The sequence below is a fragment of the Parashewanella sp. 2304DJ23-3 genome (genome assembly GCF_056591695.1).
Genome location: NZ_JBWQOH010000004.1, coordinates 329,490 through 352,859, shown reverse-complemented (window position 1 = coordinate 352,859; position 23,370 = coordinate 329,490). Strand labels below are relative to the sequence as shown.

The 23,370-nt window shown below is 39.9% G+C and carries 11 protein-coding genes; 9 read left to right on the top strand and 2 right to left on the bottom strand.

The window, feature by feature from the left end; all coding sequences use genetic code 11:
* The 8 genes from AC1EU2_RS11370 to AC1EU2_RS11335 form a co-directional block, all read left to right on the top strand.
* Window positions 1-4,372, top strand: a 4,372-nt coding sequence (locus tag AC1EU2_RS11370; RefSeq protein ID WP_480298389.1) for a VCBS domain-containing protein, incomplete at its 5' end; no start/stop codon positions are given.
* Between the two features lie 147 nt (window positions 4,373-4,519).
* The gene (locus AC1EU2_RS11365) at window positions 4,520-6,697 is read left to right on the top strand and encodes a type I secretion system permease/ATPase (protein WP_480298388.1); all 2,178 of its coding nucleotides are present in this window, start codon (window positions 4,520-4,522) and stop codon (window positions 6,695-6,697) included.
* Window positions 6,694-8,076 (top strand): HlyD family type I secretion periplasmic adaptor subunit, encoded by a 1,383-nt coding sequence (locus tag AC1EU2_RS11360; RefSeq protein ID WP_480298387.1) that lies wholly within the window; start codon window positions 6,694-6,696, stop codon window positions 8,074-8,076. The genes AC1EU2_RS11365 and AC1EU2_RS11360 overlap by 4 nt, the downstream gene beginning before the upstream one ends.
* A 21-nt stretch (window positions 8,077-8,097) precedes the next feature.
* Window positions 8,098-9,516 (top strand): TolC family outer membrane protein, encoded by a 1,419-nt coding sequence (locus tag AC1EU2_RS11355; RefSeq protein WP_480298398.1) that lies wholly within the window; start codon window positions 8,098-8,100, stop codon window positions 9,514-9,516.
* Window positions 9,516-10,124, top strand: a complete 609-nt coding sequence (locus AC1EU2_RS11350; protein ID WP_480298386.1) for an OmpA family protein — start codon at window positions 9,516-9,518, stop codon at window positions 10,122-10,124. The genes AC1EU2_RS11355 and AC1EU2_RS11350 overlap by 1 nt, the downstream gene beginning before the upstream one ends.
* Window positions 10,125-10,166: 42 nt before the next feature.
* Window positions 10,167-10,874, top strand: a complete 708-nt coding sequence (locus tag AC1EU2_RS11345) for a transglutaminase-like cysteine peptidase (protein ID WP_480298385.1) — start codon at window positions 10,167-10,169, stop codon at window positions 10,872-10,874.
* 6 nt (window positions 10,875-10,880) lie between these two features.
* Complete coding sequence (locus AC1EU2_RS11340; protein WP_480298384.1) at window positions 10,881-12,806, top strand: bifunctional diguanylate cyclase/phosphodiesterase; 1,926 nt, start codon at window positions 10,881-10,883, stop codon at window positions 12,804-12,806.
* Window positions 12,807-13,177: 371 nt separating this feature from the next.
* Window positions 13,178-18,364: a hypothetical protein gene (locus tag AC1EU2_RS11335; RefSeq protein WP_480298383.1), complete on the top strand. Its 5,187-nt coding sequence runs from the start codon at window positions 13,178-13,180 to the stop codon at window positions 18,362-18,364.
* 40 nt (window positions 18,365-18,404) lie between these two features.
* Here the strand turns inward: AC1EU2_RS11335 and hemE are convergent, their stop codons facing one another.
* On the bottom strand, window positions 18,405-19,469 hold the full coding sequence (gene hemE, locus AC1EU2_RS11330) for a uroporphyrinogen decarboxylase (RefSeq protein ID WP_480298382.1): 1,065 nt from the start codon (window positions 19,467-19,469) through the stop codon (window positions 18,405-18,407).
* Window positions 19,470-19,796: 327 nt separating this feature from the next.
* Here hemE and rsd point away from each other — a divergent pair, with 327 nt between their 5' ends.
* The gene (rsd, locus tag AC1EU2_RS11325) at window positions 19,797-20,264 is read left to right on the top strand and encodes a sigma D regulator (RefSeq protein ID WP_129945699.1); all 468 of its coding nucleotides are present in this window, start codon (window positions 19,797-19,799) and stop codon (window positions 20,262-20,264) included.
* Between the two features lie 102 nt (window positions 20,265-20,366).
* Here the strand turns inward: rsd and AC1EU2_RS11320 are convergent, their stop codons facing one another.
* Entirely contained in the window at window positions 20,367-23,306 is a 2,940-nt protein-coding gene (locus AC1EU2_RS11320) for a TonB-dependent receptor (protein WP_480298381.1), read from the bottom strand.
* Window positions 23,307-23,370 lie beyond the last annotated feature (64 nt).

The window sequence follows — 23,370 nt, the reverse complement described above, 5'->3', positions numbered from 1 at the left end:
AGTCAGTGACGTTTACGGCACCTTTACCGTGGATAACGAAGGTAACTGGACGTATACGCTTAACCAAAATGCGACGGTCGATGCACTGATTGAAGATGAAGAACTCATCAAGACCTTTACGGTGGCGTTATCTGATGGCACAGAAACCACAGTAACGATTAAGATAATCGGAACGGATGACTTGCCAGTAGTCAGTGAGGGTGCAGATACTGTAGTCGAAGACACAGACTTATTCGCTGATGGAACGCTAACGGCAACGGATGCGGATAACCCTAACCTAGCCTTTGTTGCCAACACCGTCAGTGACGTTTACGGCACCTTTACCGTGGATAACGCAGGTAACTGGACGTACACGCTTAATCAAAATGCGACAGTTGATGCACTGGTTGAAGATGAAGAACTCACCAAGACCTTTACGGTGGCGTTATCTGATGGCACAGAAACCACAGTAACGATTAGAATAATCGGAACGGATGATTTGCCAATAGTCAGTGAGGGTGCAGATACTGTAGTCGAAGACACAGACTTATTTGCTGATGGAACCCTAACGGCAACGGATGCAGATAACCCTAACCTAGCCTTTGTTGCCAACACCGTCAGTGACGTTTACGGCACCTTTACCGTAGATGACGAAGGTCACTGGACATACACGCTTAATCAAAATGCGACAGTTGATGGATTAGCTCAAGATGAAGAAGTTCTTAAGACATTTACCGTGGCGTTATCCGACGGAACATCAACGACGGTATCGGTCACTATAGTTGGTATTAATGACGACCCTAAAATCAGTAATGTTGAGGCAAGAAGTGTATCAGAAGAAGGTCTGACTCCTGATGATCAAGATTATGTAGGAATCCCAGATCAAACAGGTTCACCAGAAGATAAATCAAACAGTACCGTCAACTCTGGAACTTTTGAAATAGAAGACATCGACAACGATGAACTAACTGTATCAATGGGTGAGTCCCCAATATTCTCTGAAGGTGGAGACCTTTTGAATTTAACGTCGGGACAAATGCCTATCACTTGGACATGGGATCCTAACACAGATACTTTGATAGGCTCTATTGGTTCACTCGCTAATGGCGATTATCAGAAAATTATTACAATAGCACTAACGGCGCCTTTGGATACGAGCAGTAATATATGGACTTATACTGTGAATTTAGAGGGGCCAATTGATCACCCTGACACAACTGTTGAAGACGTAATACTAGGACAGTTTGAGCTATTAGTATCAGATGGTAATGGCGGCACAGATACAGCAACGATTTCAATAAGCTTTGAGGATGATCGCCCTGCTGTAGTAAATGAAGAGACAGTCATTGTCACTGAGCAAGATATACCAAATACCCTAGTGGGTAATTTCTCGCTAATTAATTTAACGAATGCATACGAAATGGACTTTGACGGGTTTACCATTTCAGGAAAAGGATTTAAGTCGAGTGAGGATATCACATTAGTTGATGCCATTTTGTATAGTGATGGAAATGGTATTGGTGTACAAAGTGCAGGAGCACCGTACCACGCTATTGCTGGTGAAGTAGATTTTAGAACGCTCGGTAATAAATCTGCGTCAGAAGAAGTCATTTTCACTTTAGATCAAGGGACATTAGCTTACGGCGTTAAGATAGAGTTTGCAGCAATGTTCGGCGGAAGTGAAGATGAAACGGGCGTAGTTGAGTTTTATCGGAATGGAGAGTTAATCGCTTCGGTACCATTCACTTCAGATACATCTAGCGGTAATTTTGCTGCGAACTTCGAAGCTATTGAAGGCGGCTTTGATACCATGATTATTAAAGCGACTGACAATGGTAAGAATAATCCTAATGATAATAGTGATTTTACGATTACCAGTGTTGAGTTTATCGGTGAGCCTGAGCCAGTAATTGGTTATGCTAATGGAGAGCTTGAAGCCATATGGGGGGCAGATGGACCTGGGGAAATGGAGCTTTTATCCATGACATCAGGAGAGCTTAGAACATTAGGCGGTCAGTTAATCACAACTGAATTGTCTGGGAATATTATCCGTGGAGTAGACACAAACGATAATGTCATTTTTGAATTTGTCTTTACTCCAGCAACAGGGGAATGGGACTTCTTACAATATGAAGAAATGCAAGTCGGTGGTGATACTTCGGAGTTTGAATTTAGTGTTAATGTAACTGATGGTGATGGCGATAATACGGTTTCGACTATTTCAGTTACACCGCTTGTCAGTGGCTTTATTGATGATGACGAAGTTATCACTATTGCAGAAGATTCAGGATTAACTAGCGGGAATGTAATTGATGGCTATAGCTCACATTCTCCGATTACCGTATTGAGTTTCATGATTGCTGGTGATGCTGCAGAGTATGCTGCTGATGGCAGTGACATCGCAATAATTGACGTGGGTACTTTCAGTCTTGATAGCAATGGTAATTACGAATTCACGCCTGCAAAAAACTATAACGGTAATGTTCCGAGCATTGTATATCAAATGCAAGATGCCAATAGCTTTACTGAGCAATCAACGTTAAATATTGAAGTGACACCAACGCCAGATCCGATTGTCATTACACGAGCAGATCCGAGTGCTGTTTCTGAGGAAGGACTGCAATTTGGTACCCCTGATGAATCGGGAGATACAGATACAACTGATTCAGTGACGGATATTGGAAAGATTAACATTTCTAATCCTGATGAAACTGAGATTTCTCTCATGTTAACAGGGCCAGAAGGTATTACTTCTCAAGATCAAGCTGTAGAGTGGCTTTGGAATGCACAGTCAAATACGCTTGTGGGTTATGTTGCAGCCACTAATAATTCTGCGGCATATGATGTTATTCACATCACATTAACCAGTGAACCTGAAAACTTTGATGGTAATTGGGATTACGAAGTGACTTTATTGAAACCCATTGATCATGATGTCATAGACGTGGAAGATGATAAAAGTATTGATATCGGCGTACATGTCTTATCAGCAAATAATACTGAAATTACCTCTTCAATGTTTGCAGTATCTGTAGAGGATGATGGTATTGAAGCTGATAATATTGAAACCAATATTATCGTTGACAATTTCTCGATGAGTGGAATGGTTGCTAATTGGGTTGCTTGGCAGGGGGGGGCCAATGTAAATACTAACGACGGTAATGGGGACGGGGGGCTAGACCAAATTCGTTGGGGAGCATCGTCAACTAGCTCAGTAGAATCAGGCTATAACTTTGCTGATAATGATGATGGGTTAGGTGGGACATTAGAAATTGGAGAGGACATATTATTAGGTACGTTTACGCACCTAAATAACCAGGTATATGCAGATGCAATTGGTCAAGCGACATTAGAAATTACATTCAGTGTTACAGATTCAAACGGTAATGAAGTCGATGTAACCGTTACAGTTGTGTTTGATCATAATGAAACCGGTGGAACACCAAATCCTGCTGACGAAATTACCATTTTGTCAGTAACAGGTTCATTCTTAGATGGTGCCAATGAATATCAGTTCAATAAACTAGACTTTGTTGATTCAGATGGCAACGTAGTTCCAATTGGTGAAACTGTATATACGGAAGAAGGAGGTTCGACTGAATTCAAATTGGTTGCTCAAATAGATTTGATAAGTGAGCGCCCTTCAGTCACAGGAAACGTAGCTGATGAAGGAAACGTGCTTGGTGCAGATATAGGTTATGAAGTTACAGAACTCCTCTTCCAAGGCACAACCTATTCAATGACAGGTTCTAATATTACTATCAACGGTATTTATGGTGACTTAGTTATTAATTCGTTAGGAGACTACACGTATACCTTAACGGAAAACGCCGCAGATATCCCTCAAGGTCAAAGCGAAACTTTTGTTTATACCATTGAGGATGATGATGGAGACTCAACAACTGCAAATTTTACAATAAACTTAAATTTTGCTGATAACTCACAAACGAATATCGTAACAGAAAGTGCTAGTAATGATGCCGTAGAAATTGAGATGAATGTTGATGATTTTGAATTTGTGCTAGAGCAAGAACCGTCTATTGACTTATTTATCGATAAGCTCATTTCAATCGATGACATAATAGAAATCGGACACTCTATTTTTGAAATGGGGAATGGTATTCAAGGTGTTAATGCGAGTGAAACACGAGCCTCAGAATTCGATACCGCAGAGTTTATTCAACAAATTGAACTTAAGGACGTCAACAATTTGACACAATATGTTGGCACTCAAGGGGGAGACACTGGTATGATAAGCTATCAATCTGAATTTGATAATCAAAGTCAGTTAATTGAAACAAATACAAGTGACGTTTCTCCGTTCAGTTCGAGCAATGGCCCAAAAGAGTTACATGAGAATGACTCGTTTAGAACGGGTGAGTTATTACCATAATCGCTTGTACCCCATTATTTAAAAGAGCTTAGGCTCTAGTAACTATATCCTAGTTCGAGTTCAAGTTTTACTCGAACTGGGTAAGTCATATTTGATGGAAATAGTTGCTAAGGGATAAAAAGATAATAACAAGGAATAGAGAGTAAAGTGCCTGCTACAACGTCAGATAAAACTGAACAGTGGACAATTTCTGCATCGCAGAGAGTTTTTGCTGATCCACTGCTCGACAGTTTAGTGTTGCTCACAGAACACTTTGGTAACCCGTGCTCAAGTGAATCGCTTGCGGCAGGTTTGCCTTTGCAGTCCTCTAATTTAACGCCAGACTTATTTCCGCAAGCAGCCTCGAGAGCAGGGCTTTCAGCCAAGTTAGCTCGAAAAAGCTTAAATCACCTTTCATCGGTGATGTTCCCTTGTGTCTTACTGCTAAAAGATAAGCAAGCTTGTATTCTCAGAGAGATTGATTTCGATGCTGATAAGGCCGTGATTCAATTGCCTGAATCAGGTGGTGAACAGGTCATGACAATAGAAGCTTTAGAAGCTCTATACGTCGGCTATCTGTTTTTGGTAAAGCAGCAGTATCGAGGAGACAAAGGGTTTGATGTTCATGTTCCTGAAAAACATGGGCATTGGTTGTGGAGTACCGTAAAAGCGGCTAAGCCTATCTATCGGGATGTACTCATTGCATCCGTTTTGGTCAATATTTTTGCATTAGTTTCTCCGCTATTTATCATGAATGTTTACGATAAAGTGGTGCCTAATTTAGCGTTTAACTCTTTATGGGTTATGGCAGTTGGAGCCGGTATCGCTTATTTGTTCGATTTTATTATGCGTCAGTTGAGAAGCTATTTGACTGATGTTGCGGGTAAAAAAATCGATATCATTGTATCTTCACAACTTTTTGCAAAAGCAGTTGGTATTCCTTTAGCTAAACGTTCACCTAGCGTTGGGGGGATGGCGAAGCAATTAGGGGAGTTTGATCATATTCGTGACTTTTTAACTTCAGCGACCATCACTGCTTTAGTTGATATACCGTTTGCATTGTTCTTTCTTGCCATTATTGCACTTGTTGCAGGGGATTTAGTTTTTATTCCTGTTATTTTTGGTGCCGTTATTATTGGTTTCACTCTGTATTTGCAGCCTAAGCTCAAAGCCGCCATTGATGAAGGTAATAAGTTTTCTAGTCTTAAACATGGACATTTAATTGAGAGTTTATCTGCTCTAGAGTCGATCAAAGCTAATGGGGCCGAAGGGGTATTACAAAAGACCTGGCAACAAATGACAGGCCACAGTGCCACTTGGCAGTTAAAGTCGAAAAAACTCTCCAATTCAGTGTCAAATGTGGCTAACTTTATGGTTCAGCTGACAACGGTGTCAGTAGTTATTCTTGGCGTATATCGAGTGGCTGACGGTGACATATCAATGGGCGGAATCATTGCAGCAGTGATGTTATCAAGCCGTGCAATATCACCGATGGCACAGTTAGCGAGTTTAATGACTCGTGCTAATACGACAATGAGTGCTCTGCGTCAGCTTGATGAAATCATGAAACAAGAAGACGAATTTGAAGATAAAGGACATCTAGTCAGTAAGCAACGTCTCCAAGGTAAAATAGAGCTCGACAGAGTGAGTTTCAATTACCCTGAATCTGAAAAGCCTATTTTAAAAAATATCAGTTTATCAATTAAACCAGGTGAAAGAATTGCGATTATTGGTCGTAATGGCTCAGGTAAAAGTACCTTAGCTAAACTTTTGCTAGGATTATTCCAACCTTCTCAGGGAAGCCTTAGATACGATGGAATGGATGGTGAACAAGTTCATCCGAGTGATTTAAGACGTAACTTTGGTTACTTGCCACAAGATGTCACCCTCTTTCATGGTTCAATCCGAGATAACATCCTTTTTGGAACTCGACAGGTTTCAGAACATCAATTGATCAGAGCGGTTCAATTATCAGGAGTGAATCAGTTTACTAACCTTGAATCTGAAGGGTTAGACAAACAAGTTGGTGAGGGTGGATACACGTTAAGTCGAGGACAACGCCAAACAGTTGCACTTGCTAGAGCAAGTCTAAACGACCCCGCCATGTTATTGATGGATGAGCCAACAGCCAGTTTGGATTCTCGTGCTGAAAAGCAGTTTATTCAGTCAATGGCGCATGTAAGCAAAGACAGAAGTTTATTTTTGATCACCCATAAAATGCACCTATTACAACTGGTTGATCGAATCATCGTATTAGATCACGGGCATGTGGTCGCCGATGGCCCTAAAGATAAGATCATACAACAGTTAAATAAAGGGCAATTGACAGGGAGGTCAGCACAATGAATAAAAAGCTAACCAACCAAGAGTTAGAAATGGTCGATGATGTTTATGGGGCGATGATGACTGACGTTCCAAGCGCTCACCGGATGATCATTTGGTCCTTAGCTGCAATGTTGTTCTGCTTTTTTGTCTGGGCGTTTTTTTCAGTGATCGATCAAGTAACAACAGGCATAGGCAAAGTTATTCCGTCATCACAGGTTCAGGTAATACAAAGTTTAGATGGTGGCGTATTACAAGAGATGTATGTGCGTGAGGGAATGGTTGTTAAAAAAGGGCAAGCAATAGCACGAATTGATGACACTCGTTTTCGATCCGATTTTGCCCAGCAAGAACAAGAAGTTGTGGGTTTAAGAGCGAATGTAATTCGTTTACAGGCAGAACTTGACAGTATACGCCTTTCAGATACGAGTACTGATTGGAGAAAGCAGGTTGGTGTTAAATTTACCAAACCAAATTTTCCTGAAGATCTATTGGCTGAGGAACCGTTGCTGGTTAAAAGACAATACAATGAATATGATGGACGCTTAAACAACCTTAATAACCAACTCGAAATTCTTGCAAGACAGATTCAGCAACGAGATCAGGAAATGCAAGAAATTGCATCCAAGATAAAAACTCTAACAATTAGCTATCGACTATTAACACGAGAATTAGAGTTGACTCGACCATTGGCTGACAAAGGCATTGTTCCTGAGGTTGAGTTATTAAAACTTGAGCGCAGCGTGAATGATTTGCAAGGCGAGTTACAAACTGTCCGTATTATGCGGCCGAAAGTGAAAGCGGCATTAGATGAAGCGATTTTTAAACGTCGAGAAGCCGTATTCAGTTTCGCATCAGATAACCGTGCGCAGTTAAATGAAATGCAAACAAAGTTATCTCGCATGAACGAAGCGCAAGTCGGAGCACAAGACAAAGTAAGCAAAGCGGTGATCACTTCACCTGTCAATGGCACAATTAAAACCGTTCATATCAATACGCTTGGTGGTGTCGTACAACCGGGTGTCGACATCATTGAGATTGTCCCATCAGAAGATCAGCTATTAGTAGAAGCGAAAGTCAGCCCAAAAGATATTGCCTTCCTTCATCCAGGTTTACCTGCAGTGGTAAAAGTAACGGCTTATGACTTCACTCGTTATGGTGGTCTAGATGGGACTGTTGAACATATCAGTGCAGATACAACACAAGATGAAGAAGGAAACAGTTTTTACTTGGTTCGGGTAAGGACCGCCGAATCAAGTTTAACCAAGAAAGACGGCACTGACATGCCGATTATTCCAGGAATGTTAACTTCTGTAGATGTGATTACAGGAGAAAGAAGCATTCTCGAATATATATTGAATCCAATTTTACGAGCTAAAGATACAGCGTTAAGAGAGCGCTAAATGGAAACTGGGAGAAACAACATGGACTTTAAAGGGATTAGGCAGCTTAAGCGCAAACGGATTGCACTTGCCTTGACTGCTTGTTTGTTACCAACCGTCGGCTATAGTCAGTCGTTAGAGCAAGCGGTGGCACACACTCTAGATACAAACCCTGATATTCGAATTGCTTATAGCCGCTTTAAGGTGAGAGAAGAGCAACATAATCAAGCTTGGGCAGGTTACTTGCCAAGTGTCGACTTAACAGCTGGTTATGGTTATGAGTATACAGACTCACCGGCAACAAGGCGTGATTCGAATATTGCAGTAAATGTAGATGACCGTTATGAAGAGCTAAAACGAGGCGAGTTTGGCGTGAGTATTCGTCAGCTGATCTTCGATGGTTTTTATACGAGCAGTGAATCCAAACGTACCAGCTATGAAACGAGTGCTGAGCAATGGACACTTTTCGCTGCGGCAGAAGATATCGCTCTAGATGTAGCTAAAGTGTACGTGAATTATATTCATGCTCAAGAAGTACTGCACTTGTCAGAAAAGAATTTGCATGCTCATAAAGAAATTTACACGCAGATAAAACATAAAACAGATCAAGGCCTAGGTTCTATTGCCGATCTGTCGCAAATTACCGGACGTGTTGCGCGTGCTAATGCTAATGTCATTGCCGCTAAAAATAACTTTGTTGATGCAAGAGCTCAGTTTGTTCGTGTTGTTGAAACTGAACCACAAGATCTTGTGGTTCCAGTGCCTGATATGGACATGATGCCTCAAGATTTAAGTGACAGCTTAATGACTGCGAATGAAGTACATCCAGTCTTAAAAGCTGCAGCAAATGATATTAATGCAGCAAAGTTTGAGCGAGAGTCTGCTCAGTCAAACTATTACCCTAAATTCACATTAGAGCTAAATGGTAATCTCAATAATGATCTGAATGGTGAAGATGGGGTAACGGGTACAGGCTTATTCACAAATGACGTTGGTGGTCATAGCAATGATTACCAAGCGATGGTTCGTATGCGCTATAACCTTTATGCCGGTGGTAAAGATTTAGCACGTGAGAAAGAATCGGCTTATCGCATTACTGAGTCAAAAGAAACGCGTGAAAGAGCTCATCGTCAAGTGGTTGAAGGTGTGCATTTATCGTGGAATGCCTATGAATTACTAGGCCCACAAAAAATGTTCATTCGTGAACATGTAAAGGCTTCAAAGCAAACACAAAAGGCTTATAAGCAACAATTTAGTTTAGGCCAAAGAACCTTATTAGATTTGTTGGATACAGAGAACGAATTATTCGAATCTCGTAAAAGTTATTTGCAAGCTGAATATGATGAGATCATCGCTAAATATCGTGTGATGAATTCAAACGGTAAACTATTGGATTCGCTTCGTGTTACACGACCTGCAGAATGGAAAGGCGAAGAAGAGCACTCAGGAGGAGTTAAGTAATGAGGACGTTACTAATACTAGCCGCTGTTGCAAGTCTTGGTGCTTGCTCAATGCGTGACACAGTTGACATGACGGGTGCAACAGCACAAGTTCATGATTTAAACGACCAAGATAAAGATGGTGTTATTGTCGCCCGTGAGAAGTGTATGGGTACAATATCAGGTGCAGAAATTAACAATTATGGTTGTGGAACCGTAGCAACGAACAAAGAGCGTAAAGAGCTTAAAGTTCAGTTTGCGAACGACTCATATTATCTAGCTCCGAAATATTATGGTCAGCTAGAAGAAATCGCCGCTTTTATGAGAAAGTTTCCAAATACAAATGTGGTGATTGAAGGGCATTGTAGCAAAACGGGTAGTCACGAGCACAACCTCGAATTGTCTAAAAATAGAGCTCAAGCCGTAACTTCAGTACTTACAGAAAAATTTAGTATTGATCCTATGCGCTTAGAAGCGATAGGCTATAGTTTTGATAAGCCAGTAGATGATTCAGAAAGTGCATATGCACATGCTAAGAATCGTCGAGTAGTCGCTGAGATTCAAGGCAAAGATACTGCCGCAGCGTACAAGTGGACAATTTATACTGTAGATCAGGACGACAAACTGTAACTCGTTATCCTGCAGTTAAAGTATTAAGGATAACGGAGTGGTATGAGTCGTAGAACCGAGAAGTACAAGGTTCTGAAACAACTAAAAATAGCCAGCACAAGTGTGCTGGCTCTGTTGATCTTAGGGTTCGTCAGTGCTTCACAACCTAATATTGATCGTAATAAAACGATAAATACGGTACAAAAACGCTATGGAGAGCGGGCTGGTAAGCGAACATCAGCTTGGTTTAATGTCATTGATAAGGCTTCAGGAATTAACGAAAAACAGCAATTAGAGCAGGTAAATCGATTCTTTAATTTGTTCAATTTTGTTGATGATATCAAGCTTTGGGGGCAATCGAACTATTGGGCAACACCAATGGAGTTTATCGGTGTTAATGGCGGTGATTGTGAAGACTTTTCTATAGCAAAGTATTTCACGTTATTACAGCTAGGTGTACCAGAAGATAAGATGCGCATTACGATGGTAAAAGCGAATACGTTAGATCAATACCATATGGTGCTCGCCTATTATGAAACACCGGGCTCTATCCCTCTTATTCTAGATAACTTAGATAAACAAATAAAACCAGCAACAAAGCGTACTGATTTAATCCCTGTATACAGTTTTAACGGTAAGCAATTGTGGCTTAATAAAGAGAAAGGTCGGGGCGTATTAGCAGGCTCTGCTACACGTTTAAAAAAATGGAACGACCTCAATCAACGGCTTGGTGTCAATCGTCTACGATTGCCTAAGTTGAACTTGGAGTAGCAAACTATGACGCTGTTTCGACAAATCTATGCGCTGCTGTTTGGACTGTTTTTACTGGTCGTAATCAGCCTTGGATATGTTCAATTTACAGAAACAAAAAGCTTTCTTGAAAAGCAAATGACTTCAGATATTAACAATGCTAGCCATTCTCTTGGCCTAATGTTGGTACCTGCGTTAGAAGCCGGAGATATGGCACAAGCCGAAACCTTGATAAATGTAATATTTGAAGGTGGCTTTTACCAGCAAGTTAAGCTGAAATGGCTGGTTGATGGAAAAGAGCAAGTTTGGCAAAACCCTGTAGAGATTCAAGGAGTGCCACAATGGTTTGTAGATTTAAATTTATTTAGACCAATATCGCTTGAAAGTACGGTTACATCAGGCTGGTTGCAGTTAGCCACACTTGAAATCACTGCGCACCCAGGTTTTGGTTATCATGAGCTTTGGCGAATTCTTCAAAATGCAATTATTCTATTTTCGATACTATTCTTAATCGCAATATTCAGTGCTCGATTTGGCTTGAGTTTCTTATTGAAGCCACTTCATGGTCTTGCTGAGCATTCAAAAAGCATGGAAAAGCAGCAGTTTGGCCCCGATTTGCCACTTCCAAAAACGAAAGAGCTACAAGACGTCGTAAAAGCTTTCAATAGTATGTCGAGCAAATTAAGTAGAGTGTTCAATACATTGGATCAAGAAGTCTCTAATTTACGAGAAAGGAATCTCATCGACCATGTTTCTGGTTTGCCTAATCGTCAGTACATGATGAGCAGGCTAGACAGTTGGCTGGCCGAGCCTGGAAGTGGTGCAGTAATACTTGCAAAACTTGATTGGTTGGAAACCGTACACTCAAAATATGGTTATCAAGTGCGAGACGAAACCATTCGCATTTTAGCTAGAACGTTAGAACATGAATTAAAAGATGACGCACCATCTGTTGTAACTCGTATTGCTGCATTTGAATTTGCGTTTTTAGTGAGTGATGTTGACTCGGCTAAATTAGCACATTATTTGCAAACGTTAATCCGAGTGATGAATCAAGAGATCACTAAAGCTGGCGGTAAAGCGAATCAAGAAATCGTGATGGGTGTTGCAGAGCGTATAGAAGGGATGAAAACTTCTGATATATTGGCTCAATCTGATAATGCACTGCAACAGGCTATTCAGCAAGGTAAGACGTATGTGTTATTGGCTGCAGATCAAAAGCAATCTCTAAACCGCGAACAATGGCGCGAACAGTTAACGAATGCCATAACCAATAAACAATTTAGGTTTAAGTGGCAATCGATTCATTCTGCAGTGAATCAAGGTGTATTGCATCGTGAAGTCTACAGCCAGTTAGAAATTGATGGTGAGTTAGTTCATGCAGGGCAATTTATGCCATATATTGAGATGCTTTCTTTAGGTAGTCGTCTAGATAAATACCTTATTGATTCCATTATTGAACATGATGTGCTCTCTCAATCAAAAGAACCTTTGGCTATCAATTTAACCTTGCAAAGTATCAGAGATACCGAGTTTCACGCTTGGTTGAAACAACGCTTGTCTAAAGTGTTTGGTAAACACAAATTATGTTTTGAAGTGCCAGAAGCCGCTGTTTACAGTGATATGACATCATGCATTAAATTGTGTGAATTGATTCAGCAAAGTGGTGCACAAGTGGGTGTCGATCATTTTGGTAGGCAATTGGGCTCAATGACGTATTTGCAAAACATTCACCCAGATTACGTGAAGTTGGATATGTCTGTGACAACAAGTCTAGCGGAACAAGAAGGGCGTGAAATGTGTCGAGCCTTAGTTAATGTTGCAAAGGGCATTGATACAGAAATCATTGTGACAGCAATTGAAACTACGGCACAACTGGAGTTGTTTACCGAGTTTGAGATTGATGGATACCAAGGGTTTATTCATCCACCTGAAAAAGTAAAAGATTGTTGAGATTAAAGGCGCATTATGCGCCTTCTTTATGGATAATTTCAGTAGAATTGAAGGGCCTCTAGGCCTCTTTTTAATTAGGTTTTAAACAGTTTTTATTAAAAATTATTAAGAATTTTATTTTTGAGTGAGTGTTGTATTTGAACGATTAAGATTGCTGTTTAATTGGTTTTGCTGACTTTTTTAAATCAGTATTTTGTTTTTTTATTGTAAAAAATAAAAAAAAGAGATTTATAAACTCAATATTTATAAATTTAACTTTTAATTCAGTCATTAAACTTATTTTACCTTTCCTTGATAGTTCGAATAGTATTAACCATGATCATCAATATCCGAATCAATTTCATACCTAATTTAGCTTTAAAGGTAAACAGATGAGCCACTCAGATTACTCCGGTTATACACAAGCTGCATACAGACAAGGACTCAACGCAGACATAAATGGATCAGAAACTTATGGCAGCTTCACTGAAGTCAATCATAAGGGACGTAAACTTGATAGTTCAGAAGTTGTTACAGATACTGAAGGTCGCATTCAAGCAACAGAAAAAAAGAGAAGGTTCAGTGTTGAGACTAAAACTGAATGGGGCAAACAACAAAAATACCGTCTTGAACTTTCTCCAGATGGCACATTAGCAGCACGTCGTATTAGAAGCTTTCTTTGGAATCACTCAAAAGTTACTGCCTCTTCTGATTCTAGTAAACATACAACAAGTCAAAAAGTACTCTCATCAGCTTTGTTGTCGGAGAATTTTTCTAATGATGTTGTGGCAAAAACATTATTAAAAAGTGATTTAAAAGCGGCTTGTGTTTTGGCGTTAATGAAGCCTGAAAGAGCTGCTACTGTATTCAAAAAGATGTGTGAATACGATTCTAGCGCTAGAGATAAACTTAATAATTCGGAGCCACTTGAGGCTGAAGGAAACGGGAAGTGTAATCATAAAGCTGAAAAAGTGATGGTTAGGCTTGCTACTGTGCACCCCAAAAAAGCTGCGGAGTTAATGAAGTCAGTCAATGATGAATCTCCGAGCTTAAGTAAGCATCTGCTTAAATCTGGTTGCTGGCTACAAGACGATAAATCTAGAAGAGCTAGTGCAATTGTCTGTAATTTCTATGACAGAGATATACCTTTACATATAGTTCTTACAGATTTACCACCTCAACAAGCCGTGGCAAGGCTAGGTTTGGAATCTCAAACAAAGATCAATAAACAGTTCCAGCGTCTCCCTAGCCATCCAGGTGGGATGGAACTTACTGCAGCTCACCAAGGGGCAGGAGAGGGTAATAGGGCGAAACCCCTTACGGATACTTTAGCCAATGAAGGGCAAGTGGGTCTGTATGCAATCAGATGGCTTGAAAAACTACTGCCCCAAGATCTGGTTGAAGTACTTGAGAACGGTGGACTCTCACCTAAATTGATTCGAACAATTTTAGTGAATGTAAACTGTGGCGAAGAAGGAGAATTAGACCAACTTGTAGATAAAAGTGTTAACCCCAATATTAAAACGGCGTTATGTTATAGAGATAGTGGTGCCAAAACGCAAACGAGTAAGCAAGAATTACCAATAATGGATAAAGGTTATATAGACGGTAGGCGCAGTGATCCTAGAGTGTGGCCAGAGTATACTCACACTGCAACAAAGCACCACTTAGTTTTGGAAGGGGCTGCCCAGTCCAATTCAATGATGAGGGGAGAACCCGAACAGCCGAATCATGGCAGTGCCACACCTCCTATTCCAACGAAAGGCTCTACAGGTGGGGGCCATGAAACAGAGTTGAGTACGAGTAATTCAACATCGACATCACCGAGCCGTTCAATTTCAACGTCGCCATCACTGAGCCGTTCAATTCCTCCAAATGGAGCAACAGGGGGCATCTTCACTGTTGAAGGTACGCAGGGGGGAGAGGGCGAGATTAAAATTGAAGCAAATATAAAAGCAGATGAAGAGAAAACGCATAAACAGCCAGAGTCAGTTTCAACCGGAGGGGCATCACAAATAACATCAATTATTACTGCTGGAGAAAACAGTAATTCAGGAGGTACTGTATCTTTAAGTGAACAACCACCGGAGGTTGACCGAGCAACTAAACCTGACACTGGAAAGCCTACAATTAGTAATCCCAAACCTGCTCATGGAGACATTTCTAGCTCCCTAAAACCAGAAATGCCTCTGCCAAAACCGGGTGATGTTGCAATTCAAGCGCTAGAAGTTTTGAGTGAGGAAACAGAAGGTGATTTGAAAACAGAAGCGACTGAAGAGGTGCTTTTTGATGAATTAAGTACAGCTCAATGGCGCTTTTATAATCAGATGAAATTACTTGACTTTAAAGGCGCTGCAGAACTGTTCATCACATTTTGCAATGAAGACCAAGATACTGCTGTCAGATGTTTTGAGAATCTGCCACTCGACAAACGCATTGATATGTTGTTATCAGAAAAAGGGGATGAAATACTTGAGAATCTAGGCACTTTTGAGGGGAATGAGACAAGTTATAATGTTGCAATTGTTGATTATCTAGTGCATCACAGCAAGACTAGCTTGCTTATAAAATTAATAGATGAGACTGGAATAGCAACACCTGATGTAATAAAACATTCAACATTTTCCAAAGCATTAAATTTACTGACTGGTAAAGCGGATGATACTCAGAGTCTTGATGACTATGATATTTGTGCACAAACAAGTGCAGAACAACAAAGCAAGGTGGAGGAGTTTCACCTGCAACAAAAAAAGGTTGAGGATACACAATTACGGTTACAACTAGAGTCTGAAAAATTCAAAAATGGATTCGCACCAGCTGAAGAAACACCTCAACAGGAAAATAAACCTTTAACTCTATCTCTTGACGTATTCAGTAAAAGTGTCAGTGAAGCGTCTGCTGACTCTGAAAGCAGCGACGAGGACAGCGAACCTCAAGATGCTGAACTTACACACAGTGCAATATTTACTAATTCTGCTGTCATCAGAGAGCCTACTCTCGATTCAACTACAAAATACGGTACCCTTAGAAAAAGGCGTAATGAAAGAAACCGCAATTCTGGTATTTTTTCCCCCGATACATCGATTAAGACAGATCACTTGGGAATCATAAAAAGGCAGTCTTTAAGCGAATCCATTACTATGTCGGGAGCGCATCAAAGCGCAAGTAACTCAAGCTGCGTAACTTCCCCGCTCAGAGTAGTATCCCCAGTAGGAGTTGTTTCACCGGCACTTTCAACGTTAAGCACAAACCCGAGTGTTGAAGCTTCAATTTTACCAAGTAGTGTAGAAGATTTAAGATCGGCTGCTTCTGTCACACAATCACTCACCCTTCCTATTAGGCAAGATACCGAATGTGAAATACCTGAAAAAATTGTTGCCGCTTTGGATGATGCTCTGAGTTGTGATTCGAAAGACGAGCTTTTTACTCAAATGAAAAATTATGCGTGGGAAGTTTACAGTTTTACTATGCATGACAAAAATGGAACTATTTCTTCCTATCAACAGCAATGGTTTCAATTAGGCTTTAAAAAAATACTTGCTTTGTCTGGGTGTTTAGATGATCAAGCTGCATTAAAGGAAACGGTTTCTCAACATAAGTCAAGGTTCAAGAGAAAGCATATAAAGTTAGCACTTGCAGCAATGGCTGATCAAATATCTGGAATAAGAAAAATATTACAAGAGTCAGCAGAAGCACATAATGTCACGCTAACCAGCTTTATTTCAAGCATTGTTTCTTCTATTGAGCAACGAGAGAGTGGGGGCAATGGTGGAAGAATTCAGCGTAATACTAGAGAACAACAAGAACGCTTAAGGGTAAGTGTTAAAGAAAGTGAGGAAATGAGGAAAGAAGGTGCAGTGCACAGTGGTTCGAATATAAAAAGGGCGACAAGTACTGAAACACAAAGAAATCTGATGGAAACTTGTTTTGGAGTAATGAATTTTAGTCCAGCAATAACGAGCAGTGATGTTTCTAATCAATTAGCTAAAAATATAAGTAAATTTGAGGGAGATATCACGGAAATTAATACAGCTTTGCGTCACTGCGAAAAAGCGAGATCACTTGAAGAGCTAAAAGCAATCGCAAATGATAAGACTGTTCGAGCTGAGTTCACTTCAGACATGGCAGAAAGCAGAAAATCTGTTATAGCTCAGTTAAATAGAAAAAAAGAGGCGATTATGCCTTACTTAGAAAGCGCCAAGAAAACGTACAACGAGAAACGTAAATTACTGGTTGAAGCAGAAAAAGAAAAAAATCGAACTCACGCAATTAATTTAGACGATTTACTGTTTGAGGCAACAGAATTACGTATTGAAGAAAGAATGAAAGTTTTTGTGCGGGAACTTGGTACAGCTAAAAAGGCAATGCTAACCGACAATTCCAGAGATAGAGTAGAAAATCCACATGTCATTGCTCAAAAAGCTAAACCGTTTGTAGTAGAAGCCGAAACTAAATTTTGGGCTGATGCTAAACATTTAAAGTATAACTCTTCTGATAAAGTAACTGCTCTTAAGGCTGAAGCCATAGAAAGGCGAACTAGAGTGATTGAGCATACCCTAGCTGAAGCATTGATACTTAATCTCGAAGAAGAGTACTCTTTAGATGATGCTATCAAGCAGTTTTTATCAATGCCTTATGCAAAAGAACACCTAAAAGACACTGCTGCTCGAAATCAATTCATAGAGCATTTAATGCTAAATTCTGATTTGGCTTTATCCACTGACGAAAAGAAAGAGATGCTAAAGTTAGTCCATGCAGCTAAGATTCTACCAACGTCAGAATACTCTGAAGCACAGTTTGAAGACATTTTGCAGTTTGCCATGACTCCTTTCAGAAAAGATTACTTAGTACATGTTGCAAAAGTGAACCCTAAACTCTTTACTAGACTGTTAACAGCGGTAGATCCAGCTGATTTATCACCTAAAGAACAATATGCTTGTTACTCTGGCTGTAGGGAGATGTTAGCTAATGGTAACGAAGGTATTAGACGAGCTTTGAATTTGCCTACTTTAAGCTCAAGCCATATTGATTTCTCAACATTGATTCCAGAAATCTCAGAAGAAATTTTTTGTTCTTCTGAAGAGCATGCAAAATTTGTCGCTACATTTTTCAGTGCTTCTAATTCTGAAATGGGTAGCAACGGCGCAGTTCAGGAAGTTCAAGATAAAAATGATCCTGATAAAGTCGTACACATTACTGAGGGAACTTTCCAGAAAGTGATTGATTTTAGCTCATCTAGATACCAAGCCATGATAGCTTTTTCTTATGCATACTTATTTCTCAAAGGCTACTATACAGTGCTCGTACCTATGATGAGTGAAAATGAGGAGAGCTCTGTAAATCGCGAAATAAGAGTAATTTCAAACGTGGATAGAAGCATGGTCGGTGTTGGTCAACAAATTATGATTTCAGCCATTTCAGATTATAAAAAAGGTGATGATTATATGCATATTGTTCTTACAAGGAGTAAAAAAATAGAAGAAACTTGTTGGTTTAATAGTGATAATTTTAAACAGAGACAAGGATGGGAATTAGGAAAGTTAAAATCGGCTTTATTAAGGCAAAAATCAATTAGTTGATCGCCTCCAGTGAATTTTGAGGCGATCAATTGATTCTATTTTACTTATGATACTGCCCTGAGTGCTTAACTACAGCATCAATAAAGGCTTTTGCATGCTCTGGGTCAACGTGTTGATGAATACCGTGACCTAGATTGAACACATGACCAGAACCATTACCGTAACTTTCAAGAATGGTTTTCACTTCTTGCTCTATACGCTCAGGTGTGCCGTAAAGTACAGATGGGTCCATATTTCCTTGTAGAGCCACTTTTTCGCCTACACGACGGCGAGCATCACCAATATCTACCGTCCAATCTAAACCAAGTGCATCACAACCAGTTTCAGCCATGGCCTCTAACCACAAACCACCACCTTTTGTGAATAACGTTACAGGTACTTTACGACCGTCAGCTTCACGTGTTAAGCCGTCAACGATTTTTTGCATGTAACGTAATGAAAACTCACGATATGCGTGATGAGATAATGCACCACCCCAAGAGTCGAAAATCATCAGTGACTGTGCACCATTAGCGACTTGAGCGTTAAGATAAGAGGTTACTGAATCTGCAAGCTTATCCAATAATAGATGTAGTGCTTGCGGCTCTGAGTATGCCATTTTTTTGATTTTTTCAAAAGTTTTGCTCGAACCGCCTTCAACCATATAGGTGGCCAGTGTCCAAGGTGAACCAGAGAAACCAATCAATGGCACTTCGCCTTTAAGCTCACGACGAATCGTACTAACGGCATTCATTACATAGCCAAGTTCATCTTCAGGGTCGGGCACTGCAAGCTTTTGAATATCAGCCATACTGCTGAGAGGTCGCTCAAATTTTGGGCCTTCGCCTGTTTCAAAATATAAGCCTAATCCCATTGCATCAGGAATAGTTAAGATGTCAGAGAACAAAATAGCCGCATCTAAATCATAACGACGTAATGGTTGTAGCGTTACTTCACATGCAAGCTCTGTATTTTTACAAAGTGACATGAAATCGCCCGCTTGAGCACGAGTTGCTTTGTATTCTGGTAAATAGCGCCCAGCCTGACGCATCATCCAAATAGGGGTTCTATCAACAGGCTGCTTTAACAAAGCTCTTAAATAACGATCGTTTTTTAATTCTGCCATCAGGCTTATTCCTACCAAAATCTAACTTCATGTTTAGGTGTGATAGTTTACCTGATATTGTGACGTATGTAGCAGCAAAATTTTAAGTCAGTTTGTGCTAAATCAAGCTCTGTAATTTTTAATCACAGTTTATTTATATTTCAAAACAAAATATTTTAAAAAAGATCGTCTAAAATTAACTGTAGATGTGATCAAGATCAAAGTACTGGTTTTACCAGAAAGAAAATGCCTTATTTTGATGAATAAAGCATACGAAAAAGGTTGATTAAATATCGATTTGTTACTTACATTAAGGTGTAGGGAATAAATAAACTAACGGGATACAAGATGCTAAGAAAGCTAGAGAAGGCCGAACAAAAGTGGGGCGGCTCCCATAAACTCATCGATCAATGGCTAAGCAATCGTCGTAATCTCTTAGTTCATTATTTTCAAGTTGCAGGTTTGGCGCCTTATGAAAACACTGAAAATTCATTACCACCTCAAGAAAACGTAAAAGCCTTTTGCAATGCTTTGGTTGATTATGTTTCAGAAGGTCACTTTGAAATTTATAACCAGGTGGTTACCGCTTGTGAAAAACACGGTGAAACGAGCCAAGAACTAGCAAGGGATCTTCTTCCAAAAATCAGCAACAGCACTGACTTTGTTTTAGATTTCAATGATAAATATTCAGCAACAAAAAGTGAGAATATTTTATTAGAACTCGATGATGATTTATCTATATTAGGCCCCTCAATAGAGAACCGCTTTAAATACGAAGATGAGTTACTTGAAGTGCTGCATGAGTATTACTCTTAGCAAGTAAATATTCATCTATGCTTCAAAGTAAAAGCCCCGCATTTGCGGGGCTTTGCTTATAGCCATCATTCCCAGGGAAGAATTCAGGCTTTACCACATAGCTTAAAACTTATAGCGAGCAATCAATTGAACAGAACGTGGTGCTTGATAACCTGTCGCATTCAAGTAGTTTTCACTTGGATTCGGGTTACCACGTTCGAAGTCAAAGGTTTGATCAAAAGTCGTTGCTTTTTGAGAGTTAAACAAATTGAAGATATTTGCTTGAACCGTTAACCCTTCAACATAAGAAGGTTGGTAAATTAAACTCATATCCATTTTGAAGGTCCAAGGTGCACGACCAGCATCCCCTCGTTGTGTCAGCTCACCGCCACAGTAGAAGCTTGAAGCAGAGTAACGCTCAAAACTTTGACGATCATGATCTGACATTTCATCAGTAGGAATATAACCATTACAGTTTAACGGAATACCATCACTTACAACCATATTCGTAGCAACTGTGAAATCTTCAGTAACTTCATAAGCGCCATAGAATTTAAATACATGGCGATGATCGGTTGGCAAGTTGCCATAAGAACCGTCCATAAATAATTTATGGTCGAAGTCCTGTGTTGCGCCCGGATCTTCTTGTGCTAGCGTTGAGTTAACGTAACCTTCAGCATTACCAAATGTACGAGATAAGGTATAAGAGAAGTTACCATACCAGTTGTCTGATAAGCTCTTTTCTGCTTCGAGTAGTAGGCCAACATAGTGACGCTTGTACTTAGGTAGTTCAAAGTAACTGTTGTTTACTGTGTGAGCTTCCAACTCGCCATTATTATGTACGTCTAAGTTTACGGTAATGTCACGACCTGGGTTTATGATGATACAACCCTGTAATGTATTCGGGTTGAAGTCTTCATAGCCATTATCTGCTGCCCAATTAGTGAAACCATCATGCGCACAGAAATCATCCATACCATCTTTGATGGTTCGGCCCATAATTTTTGCACTTAATAACCAGTCTTCAGATACTTGCTGTTGATAGCCAATGATTAACTCGTCTTGGTGCATCGGCTTTAAGTTATGATCCGCAATCTTACGTGGATCAGGTATTTGGTTATCTACAATAGAGTTACCAAACTTATCACCTAAACCAATTGGTGTACCATCGGCTGGGTTATAGCCATCTACATAATGGAAATCTTGAGTATAAAACTCATTACGTGATACACGAATATTGGTATTGGTTGGAATTGGGATATAGTAACGACCTAAAGTACCATATAACTTCTTAGTTGAATCACCATCAATATCCCATGAGAAACCAAAACGAGGAGCGATCAGATTACCACTCTCTACGAATGTTTTACCTGCACCGTCTTTGTTGTCAAAGGTCTCACCACGTACACCAATATAAGCAAGGAAGTTATCAGTCACCTGCCAGTTATCTTCAATGTACCATGCCGTATTTTCTAAACTGAACTTAGCTGATTCAGTATTATACTTACGAACACGAACGGTATTAGTACCAACTCCAACGTCGACGCCGTTGACATAACCTTCGTTATAGTTTGCACCGTCGATGTAACGGTAATAAATATTACCGGAATACTGAATGCCAGGATCAAATGAATCATAGTTCTCAGCGTTGTAACCAAAGCGGATATGGTGATCACCTAAAGTCCAGTCAAAATCAACTTTATAGCTGGTTCTTTTATCTTTATTAGGGAAGTCATCACCCACAGTGGACGCTAAGCTGTTCCAACAACCTATTTTTTCACGTTGAGGCCAACCACGTTCACCGGTAGTGTCCCACGCATATGGGCAGTCAGCACCTGGTAAATTTGGATTAGTCTCATAATTGTGCTCAAGCTGACCATACAATACACGAACGTTAAAGTTATCAGTGATGTAGCCCGTATAGTTAGCAATAATGATATCGCCACCAGACTTATAATCTATCGCATTACCTTCACCTACATGGTATGGAACACTATTTTCACCACCTGAATTGGTATACTGCGTATAAGTTCTATCAACTTTATTATCGATGTACGTTAATTTGAATAAATGATCTTCATTCAAATACCAATCGAGTTTAGCGATATAGTTTGGGTTACTACGTTCAGAACGATAGCTGTCGACGGTTCCGTAATTATTGTAGTCGTCATTTCTTCCTTCAGCATTGAAGAAAAAGAACAGCTGATCTTCAATGATTGGTCCTGCAGCAAAAATGGTATAAGCTAATCTATCGTTTTCATCTGCGGAGCGATATGTACTATAATTCTCTGGAAAATTACGATCAGTAGAGTTCTTTCCTGAAGCTCTTAAACTATCGGGGCTCCAAATTGCACTTCCACCAAACTCCCAGTCATTAGTACCACTTTTGGTAATAACGTTCGTAATACCGCCTAAAGAACGGCCATATTCAACACCATAACCACCAGATTTTACTTCAGTTTGAGAGATTGCATCATTTGGTATTTTTGCGAAGTTTAATAAAGTTCTTAGATTAGTAACATCAAAACCATCAACATAGAATCCGTTCTCACCAATTGATGCACCACCAAATGTAGGTAGGTTACGACCAAAGTTGCTACCACCTTGAGAGGTACCAGCGGTAAGCAGTGCTACGTTTACTACATCACGAGGAATTGGTAACAATTCAATGTCGTCTTGCATAAATACGCTAGTTGATTCTACAGATGAAGTATCAATAGACATGATTCTTGAGCCTATAACGGATAGGGACTCAATATCACCATCAAATGAAACTGCAGTACCGATACCAACTTTTACCAGTACTTGTCTGGTATTACCCTCGGAATCGGTTACTTTGTATACGCCTGGTGGGATGTTATTGATATTAAATCGACCATCAGACGGTACTGTAACAGTACGTTTTAGGCCTGTTTTCTCGTTTACATAAGTAATTTGGCTATTGGCTTTAGCCTCACCATATACAGAACCTGCTGTATTACTTGCTGCATAGCTTGGTGCTGTCATGCACAAACCTGAGACAACTGCTGCTGCGAGTAACGAGCGTTTAAATGTTGTTTTCATCATTTGCTCTTTTTCCCTAGTTATTTTTTATTAGTCAGCTTTGCATCTAATTTTATCTGACTGT